A 9,073-nucleotide genomic window follows, 5' to 3' on the forward strand; every position below is an offset into this window, starting at 1 on the left:
GCGACGGTGCGTGGCCGGCGATCTCCGCGCAACTGCGCGAGACCGTCGGGGTCGCCGACCGCGCGACCTTGCTCGCGACCGCCGCGCTGGCGCTCAGTCAGGTGAACCGCGTGATCGCGGCCGTGCGCGGGAAGGACCCGGCGCCACCCCAGACGCTCAATGCCACGCTGGAATTCGATCTGAACGCCGGCGCCATCGTCGCGCGGCAGTGGACCAGGCATCCGCTGTGCTCATGCTGATGCGGGTGGTGTGTCGCACACACGCAACCGGGCGTGAGATTGGTTGTAGTGAGATCACACCGCCGCGAGCTGATCGTCATGGATGATGGGGATGTGGCAGACATAAAACGCGGCCGGGCTGCGCGCAATGCGAAGCTGGCCAGCATCCCGGTCGGCTTTGCCGGTCGGGCGGCGCTCGGCTTCGGAAAGCGGCTGACCGGCAAATCCAAGGACGAAGTCCAGGCCGAGCTGATGGAGAAAGCCGCCAACCAGCTCTTCACCGTGCTCGGTGAGCTCAAGGGCGGGGCGATGAAGGTCGGCCAGGCCCTGTCGGTGCTGGAAGCCGCCATCCCGGACGAGTACGGCGAGCCCTACCGCGAAGCGCTGACAAAGCTGCAGAAGGACGCGCCGCCGCTGCCCGCGAACAAAGTGCATCGGGTACTGGCCGCGCAGCTCGGCACCAAGTGGCGGGAGCGGTTCAGTTCGTTCGACGACACCCCGGTGGCCTCGGCGAGCATCGGCCAGGTGCACAAGGCGGTGTGGTCCGACGGCCGCGTGGTGGCCGTCAAAATCCAGTATCCCGGCGCCGACGAGGCGTTGCGCGCCGACCTCAAGACCATGCAGCGGATGGTCGGGGTGGCCAAGCAGCTCGCGCCCGGCGCCGACGTCCAGGGCATCGTCGACGAGCTGATCGAGCGCACCGAGATGGAACTCGACTACCGGCTCGAGGCCGACAACCAGCGTAAATTCGCCAAGGCGTACGAGGGCGACCCGCACTTCGCGATACCGCATGTGGTGGCCAGCGCCCCCAAAGTGGTGGTCCAGGAGTGGATCGACGGCCTGCACATGGCGGACATCATCCGCGAGGGAACCCGCGAGCAGCGCGACCTGATCGGCACCCGCCTGCTGGAGCTGACCTTCGACGCGCCGAATCGGCTGCAGATGCTGCACGGCGACGCCCACCCGGGCAATTTCATGCTGCTGCCCGACGGCCGGATGGGCGTCATCGATTTCGGTGCCGTCGCTCCCCTGCCGGGCGGCTACCCGATCGAGCTCGGGATGACGATCCGGCTGGCCCGCGACAAGAACTACGACATGCTGTTGCCTACGATGGAAAAGGCCGGCTTCATCCAGAAGGGCCAGCAGGTCTCGGTGCGCGACATCGACGAGATGCTGCGGCAATACGTCGAGCCCGTCGAGGTCGACGTCTTCCACTACAACCGCAAGTGGCTGCAGAGGATGACCGTCGGCCAGATCGACCGGTCGGTCTCGCAGATCAAGACGGCCAGGCAGATGGACCTGCCGCCCAAGCTGGTGATACCGATGCGCGTCATCGCGTCGGTGGCCGCGATCCTGTGCCAGCTGGACGCGCATGTCCCGATCAAGGCGCTGTCGGAGGAGCTGATCCCCGGTTTCGCCGAGCCCGACAGCGCGGTCGTCTAGGCATTCAGGCCGCGACTTCTCCTTTCCTGTCGTCTTTGCGGGGGCGTCCGCGCGGTCGCTTGTAGCTCAGAATCGCGCCGCGCTCGAAGATCTCACCGCCCCACACACCCCAGGGTTCGGCGCGTTCTAGGGCGGCCGCCAGGCACTGGCGCCGCACCGGGCAGGCCGCGCACAGCGTCTTGGCGCGCTCGAGGTCGGCCGGCGTCTCGGCGAACCACAGGTCGGGATTGCCGACGTGGCACGGCAACGCCGGCCTCCGTTGTCTAGGGCCTGTCGGTGCTTTCATGTGCTGCTCACCTGCTTCCTGGTCGGGTGATCGTCTAGAAGACTTGGTGATCCGGACCAGGTTGCGGGCTCGCTGCCCGAAAACTGTGGCCACGGATCCTTGACTTCGGGTCCGTGGCCATTTGGTGAAAACCGGGGGAGATTACGTAGTGCTTACGTATGACCCCGATCCACGGACGCGTCAGTCGCGGCGGCGGCGCGATGCTTAGCCGCCGCCTTAACGGCGGCATGGGCGGCGTGGAAAGTCCGCGCGGTCTGCTGAGCAGCGGCCACGCATACGCCGAACGCGTCGTTCACCATCGTGGCCACCCTCCTTTCGAAAACGCCGGACTGCGGTTTCGAGGGTAAACGGTTGTCACCGCTGACCACAACCGATTTTCTGACCTGCACGTTTACCGGTCAGCTCCCGCGAACCAACCCCAGCACGTCAGGACCGTACTGCTCCAGCTTGCGGGCACCGATGCCCGGGATCGCGATCAGCGCCCGTTCGTCGTCCGGCCGCAGTTCAGCGATCGCGATCAGCGTGTTGTCGGTGAAGACGACGTATGCGGGCACCTTCTGCTCCTTGGCGACGTCCAACCGCCACTCTTTGAGCCGCAACAACAGGTCCTCGTCGACGTCGGCCGCACACGTTTCACACCGCCGTAGCATCACCGCGGCCGGCGTGGTCAGGTCCTTGTTGCAGATCCGGCAACGGGTGGCGCCTTGTTTTCTGCGGGATTTCCCCGGCGCCGCGTCGGCGCGCGCCTGCGGCGCGATTCCGTTGAGAAACCGCGACGGCTTGCGGCCCTGCCGGCCGCCCGCGTTGCGGGCCAGTGCCCAGCTGAGCGTCAAATGCACTCTCGCCCTGGTGATTCCGACGTAGAGTAGTCGACGCTCTTCCTCAACGGCCTCGCTCTCGGCGCCGTGCGCCAACGCGTGCGAGATGGGCAGCGTGCCGTCGGCCAAGCCGACCAGAAACACCGCGTCCCACTCGAGCCCCTTGGCGGCGTGCAGCGAGGCCAGCGTGACGCCCTGCACGACCGGTGGGTGCCGGGCGTCGGCGCGTAACCGGAGTTCGGCCACCAGCCCCGGGAGGTCCAGCTGCGGGCGCTGCGCGACTTCGTCGTCCACCAATTCGGCCAGCGCGGTCAGCGCGTCCCAACGCTCCCGGGCGCGGATACCGGCGGGTTCTTCGGCGGTCAGCCCCAGCGGTTCCAGGATCGCGCGGACGACCTCGGGCAACGGGCGTTCCATTACCGCGCCGGCGGCGCGCTCGGCCGCCCGCTGCAGCGCCACGAGGGCCTGCTTGACCTCCTGACGGTTGAAGAACCCCTCGCCGCCGCGAACCTGATAGGCGATGCCCGCCTCGGTGAGGGCTTCCTCGTAGATCTCGGACTGCGCGTTGACCCGGTACAGCACCGCGATCTCGGAAGGCGCGATGCCGGATTCGATCAGCCGGGCGATCGACGCCGCGACGGCGGCGGCCTCGGCCGGTTCGTCGGAATGCTCATGGAACGACGGCGCGGGACCGGGCTTGCGCTGGCCGATCAGGTGGATCTTGCTGCCTGCCACGCGGCCGCGGGCCGCGGCGATCACCTGGTTGGCCAGTGACACCACCTGCGGCGTGGAGCGGTAGTCGCGCTCCAGACGGACCACGGCGGCGTCGGGAAACCGACGCGAGAAGTCGAGCAGGAACCGCGGCGACGCCCCGGTGAACGAGTAGATGGTCTGGTTGGCATCGCCGACGACGGTCAGGTCGTCTCGATCGCCCAACCACGCCGTGAGCACCCGCTGCTGCAGGGGCGTGACGTCCTGGTACTCGTCGACGACGAAGCAGCGATAACGGTCCCGGAATTCCTCGGCCACGGCGACGTCGTTCTCGATCGCGGCGGCAGTGTGCAGCAGCAGGTCATCGAAATCGAGCAGAGTGACGCCGTCACCGTTGGCTTTGAGGGCCTCGTAGGCGGCGTAGACGGCGGCGACTTTGGCGGCGTCCAACGGGATATCCCGTTGCGCGGCCGCGACCTCGGCCGGATATTGCTCGGGGCTGATCAACGATGCCTTGGCCCACTCGATTTCGCCGGCCAGGTCGCGGACGTCATCGGTGCTGGCGTTGACCCTGCTGCGGCTGGCCGCCCGCGCGACGACGGCGAACTTCTTGTCGAGTAGCTGCCATCCGGTGTCACCGACCACCCGCGGCCAGAAATACCGCAGCTGCCGATGCGCCGCGGCGTGAAACGTCAGGGCCTGCACGGCGCCGACGCCGGTGCCCGTGCGCGCGGCGGCGTCGAGTGTTCGTAGCCGGGAGCGCATCTCCCCCGCCGCCCGCTGGGTGAACGTCACCGCGAGCACCTGTCCGGCGGCGACATGTCCGCTGGCCACCAGCTGCGCGATCCGATGAGTGATGGTGCGGGTCTTGCCCGTTCCAGCGCCGGCCAGCACGCAGACCGGCCCGCGCTGGGCGAGCACGGCGTCGCGCTGCTCGTCGTCGAGCCCAGCGGTCAGTTGGTCGGCGACCATCGGCGTGGCATTCATGGTGGCTTCCCATACTGGCAGGGACGGCCGACAAAGCGATGTCGTGACTAGTGCGCGTCGGCGAGTTGCTGTCTTTTTAGAGGATGGCGCCGCCGGCGGCAATCAGTTTGCGGGCCAAGTTCTCAGCCATTCCAATGCTGCCTTCCTGTCGCATAGCGCTCCTCGAGTTCGGCGTGGTCGGGCAGGCCGATGAGCTCGTTGAAATCGTCGAACGCGATCATGCGGTCGGCGGTGGCGTCCGTTCCGCCGGTGTCCGCCAGCGTGGCGAGGTAGTGCCGCATGCCCTCGGCGGCGGCGAACGCCGTGCCGACCGCGAAGATCGCGAGCGCGAAGCCCATCTCCTCGAGCCGCCGGGCGCCCGGCATCGGGGTGCGTCCGCCTTCGACCTGATTGCTGAGCAGCGGGATGGTGTCGCGGAAGGCGTCGCCGATGCGCTTCATCTCCGCCTCGCTTTCGGGTGACTCGACGAACAGCACGTCCGCGCCGGCATCGCGGTAGGCGCCGCCACGCTCGATCGCCTCGTCCAGACCCATCGACGTTCGCGCGTCGGTGCGGGCGATGATGACGAAGTTGGGATCGCGGCGCGCTTCGACCGCGGCCGCGATTTTCTGCACCATCTCCTCGACGGGGATGACGTCGCGGCCCAGCATGTGCCCGCACCGCTTGGGAAACCTCTGATCCTCGATGTGCAGGGCCGCCGCGCCCGCCTTCTCGTACTCGATGACCGCCTGCCGGACGTTGAGCGGGTTCCCGTAGCCGGTGTCCGCATCGGCGATCAGCGGGAGATCGACGACGTTGACGAGCTGGCCGACGCGCTGCGCCATCTGCGTCAGCGTCAGGTAGCCCACGTCGGGCTGGCCGAGAATGCTGGCCGAGGTGGCGAACCCGCTGAGGTAAAGGGCTTGGAAACCAAGGTTTTCCGCGATGCGCGCGCCGGTGCCGTCGTACACCCCCGGCGCAACGAGGATTGCCGGGTCGGCGATGAGGTGGCGCAGGCGCGTGGCATGTGTGACCGTGTTGCCGTTCACCGGGGAACGGGTTACCGCAACGCCGCCGGGTAAACCCGCTTCGCGGAATGCATCGTCGCCGGGCTACGTTAACCAACTATGACCAACGCTCCGCTCACCGTTTATACGACGTCATGGTGTGGTTACTGCCATCGGCTCATGACGGTGCTCAAGTCCAACAAGATCCCCTACGAAGCCGTCGACATCGAGCAGGATCCGGCGGCAGCGGAGTTCGTCGGGTCGGTCAACGGCGGCAACAAGACGGTGCCGACGGTGAAATTCGCCGACGGGTCGACGCTGACCAACCCGAGCGCGGCCGAGGTGAAGGCGAAGCTCGCCGAAGTCGGCAGCTGAGCACGCGCCGGATATTCAAAATTTGTGCTGACCCCGCCGTCGGCGCGGCCTTACGATACTGGCTATGGCGTCGAGCGTTCGCGCGAATCGCGCTGCGCCCGGCGTTTGGCGGCGTTTTCCGTTAATTGGCAAAGCGTTTGCCGCCGGCGTCGCCTGCAGCGCCCTTGTCGTGATGTCGGCTTGCTCCGATCCGCCGCTGGACGACAGGGCGGTTCCCCCGGAGCACATCTTCGCCGACTCGTTGATCGTCAGCGTCGAAGATGTCCGCCACATCGCCAATTTCGAAGGCCTGCAACCTTATTCGTACGCGGACAGGCATCATCCGCTGGCGAGCATCAATGCCCCCGGCCCTTGCCAGGCGGTGGGAAGCAGCAACCTCACCTTCACCTCGGGCTGGAAAGAATATCGCGCGGTCACCTACAGCGGCACCACCGACGACCTGCGACCGGGCGGGATCGCCCCGATCAACGAGGTCAGTCACGCAGTCGCGATCTACCCGGACTCGGGCGCGGCGCGCGGGGCGCTCGCCCAGTTGGAATCCAGGCTCAACCAATGCGCTTCGTTGCACGACAACGCCTACGACTTCGCGCTGAGCAAGCCAGATCCCATGACCCTGCGGCTCGGCTCGGCCGGGTGGAGTCACTTCTATCGCACGAAATCCTCGGTGCTGATGTCCGTTGGGGTGTTAGGCATCGAACCCACCGAGCAGGTGGCGACGACCGTGCTGCAGACGATCACCGACCGCATCAAGCAGTAGCGGCGGGGTCAGTCGATGGCGGCCCATGATTCGATGATCACCCGCGCGATCGAAATCGACCCGGGCAGAAGTAGTTTCGAGTCCGAAGAGTTGTTGGACCAGTCGCCGACGGCGAGCGCCGCCCGAACCTCGTCGCGGGTGAACCATGCGGCCTCGGCGATCTCGCCGTCATTGAACGAGAAGTCTTCAGTCGGGTCGCCCACGGCGTGGAAGCCGACCATCAGCGAGCGCGGGAACGGCCACGGCTGACTGCCCAGGTATCGCACGTCGCGGACGGTCAGTCCGATCTCCTCGTGAATCTCCCTGGCCACGCACGCTTCGAAAGACTCACCGGCCTCCACGAATCCGGCCAGCAGCGAGAACATCCGCTCCGGCCACACCGCCTGCCGGGCCAGCACCGCTCGGTCGCCGCCGTCATGGATGAGGCAGATCACCGCGGGGTCGATGCGCGGGAACTCCTCCTGCCCGGTCACCGGGTTGACGCGCGCCCAGCCCGCGCGGGCCAACTTCGTCGGTGAGCCGTCAACCGGGCTGAATCGCGCCCTGTCATGCCAATTCAGTAGCGCCACCGCGCACGACACCAGCTGACTGCTGGCGTCGTCGAGGATCGGCCCGACGCCGCGCAGGTTCACCACCTCCGTGTGCACGTTCGGGTCCTCCGGGGCTTGCAGGGCGCCCCGTACAGCCCACACATGCCTGCCGTTCTCGATGCGGCCCAGGAATACCGCTTCCGGCGGCGGCTTGTCGGCCAGCTTTGCGGCCGCGCCGAGCACGACTCGGCCGTCGGCGACCAGCACCTGGTTGCGCGAGTCCACCTGCAACAGCGCCGCCTCCGACCATCCCGCGGTGGCGGCGTCGACGTCGGTGCGTAATTGGTCGGCCCGGTCGGCGCCGACCCGCGACAGCAACGGAACCTCGCGCAGCCGAAAGTCTGCGATCGCCACTAGTGCCCCCTGCCGTGGCGACCCGCCGCGCCCGGCTTCGCCGCGCTTGCGATCGCCACTAGTACCCCGCGTTCCGGATGTAGAGCAGCCGGTCGTTGGCCTCGACGGCGTCCACCTCGGGCGCGCCGATGCGCAGGAGGTGGCCGTCGCGCACCACGCCGAGCACGATGTCGCGCAGATGCCGGGGCGAACCGCCGATCTCGGTCGGCTCCACTTCACGCTCGGCGATGGCCAACCCGAAATCCGGAGTCAGCAGGTCCTCGATCATCTCCACCACGCTGGGCGTGGTGGTGGCGAGCCCAAGCAGCCGTCCGGCGGTCGCCGAGGAGACCACTACCGAGTCCGCGCCCGACTGCTGCAGCAGATGCTGGTTTTCGGTCTCCCGGATTGACGCCACGATCTTGGCTTTGGGCGCTAGCTCACGTGCGGTCAACGTGGCAAGCACCGCGGTGTCGTCGCGGCTGGTGGCGACGACGATCGAGGACGCATGCTGCGCCCCGGCCAGCCGCAGCACGTCGGCCCGGGTGGCATCGCCGTGCACCGTGACCAGGCCCGCCGTCTCGGCATGCTCCAGGGTGCTGCGGTCGGTGTCGACGACGACGACCTCCCCCTGGGAGGCCTCATCACCAAGGATGGCGGCGACGGCCGTTTTTCCTTTCGTGCCATAGCCGATCACGATGGTGTGGTTGCGCACTCTGCTCCTCCAACGCTGAATCTTCCACCCTTGCCGGGAGCGCTCGGAGAGCACTTCAAGGGTCGTGCCGACCAACACCGCCAGGAAGGCGATCCGCAGCGCTGTGAAGATCAGGGTATGAACCAGGCGGGCGGATTCCGTGTACGGGGTGATGTCGCCGTAACCGGTGGTCGACAACGACACCGCGGAGAAGTACATACAGTCCAGGAATGTCAGCGGCGCGCCCCGCACGTCGCGGTAACCGCCGCGATCCAGGTAGACGATGACGGCGGCGGCGAACAGCACGACCAGCGCGATGGCCAGGCGGCGGGTGATGACGCGGATGGGGCTGGCGTGCTCTTCCGGAATACGAAGTACGCCGACCAACTGGTGACCGCGCTGGGCGGACAGCGTTTCGTCCAGACCGCTCAGCTTTCGCGACCTACCGTTGCGCACGGCGGCCGATCATTGGCTCAAGCCCAGCGAATGAGACACGCACGCCTCAAATGTAACCACGATCGCGGCTTCCCCAATACTTGGGCGGCGACGCCCGGGCATCAGCCGACGGGGTCGGTCAGCAACCCCGCTAACGCACCGGGCGCCGGCAATTCGTCGGGAGCGACTGTGCGACGCGCCCGCACGTAGTGGAAAGCCGTGCGCACCGACGATTCCGGCAGCCCGGACAGAGCGGCCCAGGCCAGGCGGTACACGGCAAGCTGGACCGCGGCCTGGCGCATCGCCTCCGAGCCGTGCGGCGGTTCGCCGGTCTTCCAGTCCACAACGGTTGCGCCGCCGTCGGGATCGGCGAACACGGCATCGATGCGACCGCGCACCACCGTATCGCCGATCGGCATCTCGAACGGCACCTCGACGGC

The 9,073-nt window shown here is 67.4% G+C and carries 9 protein-coding genes and 1 pseudogene; 4 read left to right on the plus strand and 6 right to left on the minus strand.

All coding sequences use genetic code 11. The features are described 5' to 3' along the window. A pseudogene (locus tag JOZ00_RS11610) lies at positions 1-239 on the plus strand (cyclodehydratase); the annotation flags it as partial. A gap of 78 nt (positions 240-317) precedes the next feature. After that, the gene (locus JOZ00_RS11615) at positions 318-1,661 is read left to right on the plus strand and encodes an AarF/UbiB family protein (protein WP_293343917.1); all 1,344 of its coding nucleotides are present in this window, start codon (positions 318-320) and stop codon (positions 1,659-1,661) included. A 4-nt stretch (positions 1,662-1,665) separates the two neighbouring features. On the opposite strand, the gene JOZ00_RS11620 is transcribed toward JOZ00_RS11615, so the two are convergent. From JOZ00_RS11620 to JOZ00_RS11630, 3 genes are all read right to left on the minus strand, one after another. Then, positions 1,666-1,947, minus strand: a complete 282-nt coding sequence (locus JOZ00_RS11620) for a WhiB family transcriptional regulator (RefSeq protein WP_293343904.1) — start codon at positions 1,945-1,947, stop codon at positions 1,666-1,668. 398 nt (positions 1,948-2,345) lie between these two features. Continuing rightward, positions 2,346-4,448, minus strand: coding sequence for an ATP-dependent DNA helicase UvrD2 (locus JOZ00_RS11625; protein WP_293343919.1), 2,103 nt, complete (start codon positions 4,446-4,448; stop codon positions 2,346-2,348). Positions 4,449-4,585: 137 nt separating this feature from the next. Then, the gene (locus JOZ00_RS11630) at positions 4,586-5,491 is read right to left on the minus strand and encodes an oxaloacetate decarboxylase (protein WP_293343906.1); all 906 of its coding nucleotides are present in this window, start codon (positions 5,489-5,491) and stop codon (positions 4,586-4,588) included. A 78-nt stretch (positions 5,492-5,569) separates the two neighbouring features. Between JOZ00_RS11630 and mrx1 the strand changes: the two genes are divergently transcribed. Further along, positions 5,570-5,824, plus strand: a complete 255-nt coding sequence (gene mrx1, locus JOZ00_RS11635; protein WP_293343908.1) for a mycoredoxin Mrx1 — start codon at positions 5,570-5,572, stop codon at positions 5,822-5,824. Between the two features lie 172 nt (positions 5,825-5,996). Beyond that, a complete protein-coding gene (locus tag JOZ00_RS11640) occupies positions 5,997-6,581 on the plus strand; it encodes a sensor domain-containing protein (protein ID WP_293343910.1) in 585 nt (194 codons plus the stop codon). A gap of 8 nt (positions 6,582-6,589) precedes the next feature. On the opposite strand, the gene nudC is transcribed toward JOZ00_RS11640, so the two are convergent. The 3 genes from nudC to JOZ00_RS11655 form a co-directional block, all read right to left on the minus strand. After that, positions 6,590-7,525: an NAD(+) diphosphatase gene (gene nudC, locus JOZ00_RS11645; RefSeq protein ID WP_293343912.1), complete on the minus strand. Its 936-nt coding sequence runs from the start codon at positions 7,523-7,525 to the stop codon at positions 6,590-6,592. A 58-nt stretch (positions 7,526-7,583) separates the two neighbouring features. Beyond that, positions 7,584-8,654, minus strand: coding sequence for a potassium channel family protein (locus tag JOZ00_RS11650; protein ID WP_293343913.1), 1,071 nt, complete (start codon positions 8,652-8,654; stop codon positions 7,584-7,586). A 101-nt stretch (positions 8,655-8,755) separates the two neighbouring features. Next, positions 8,756-9,073: PD-(D/E)XK nuclease family protein (locus JOZ00_RS11655; protein ID WP_293343915.1), on the minus strand; the 318-nt coding region annotated here is incomplete at its 5' end.

Source organism: Mycobacterium sp. (genome assembly GCF_019243155.1).
Lineage (GTDB): Bacteria > Actinomycetota > Actinomycetes > Mycobacteriales > Mycobacteriaceae > Mycobacterium.

Excerpts from the sequence above, each read along its gene's own strand:
- JOZ00_RS11615 (WP_293343917.1), top strand. The coding sequence starts at position 318 with ATGGATGATGGGGATGTGGCAGACATAAAACGCGGCCGGGCTGCGCGC.
- JOZ00_RS11620 (WP_293343904.1), bottom strand. The coding sequence starts at position 1,947 with ATGAAAGCACCGACAGGCCCTAGACAACGGAGGCCGGCGTTGCCGTGC.
- JOZ00_RS11625 (WP_293343919.1), bottom strand. The coding sequence starts at position 4,448 with ATGGTCGCCGACCAACTGACCGCTGGGCTCGACGACGAGCAGCGCGAC.
- mrx1 (WP_293343908.1), top strand. The coding sequence starts at position 5,570 with ATGACCAACGCTCCGCTCACCGTTTATACGACGTCATGGTGTGGTTAC.
- JOZ00_RS11640 (WP_293343910.1), top strand. The coding sequence starts at position 5,997 with ATGTCGGCTTGCTCCGATCCGCCGCTGGACGACAGGGCGGTTCCCCCG.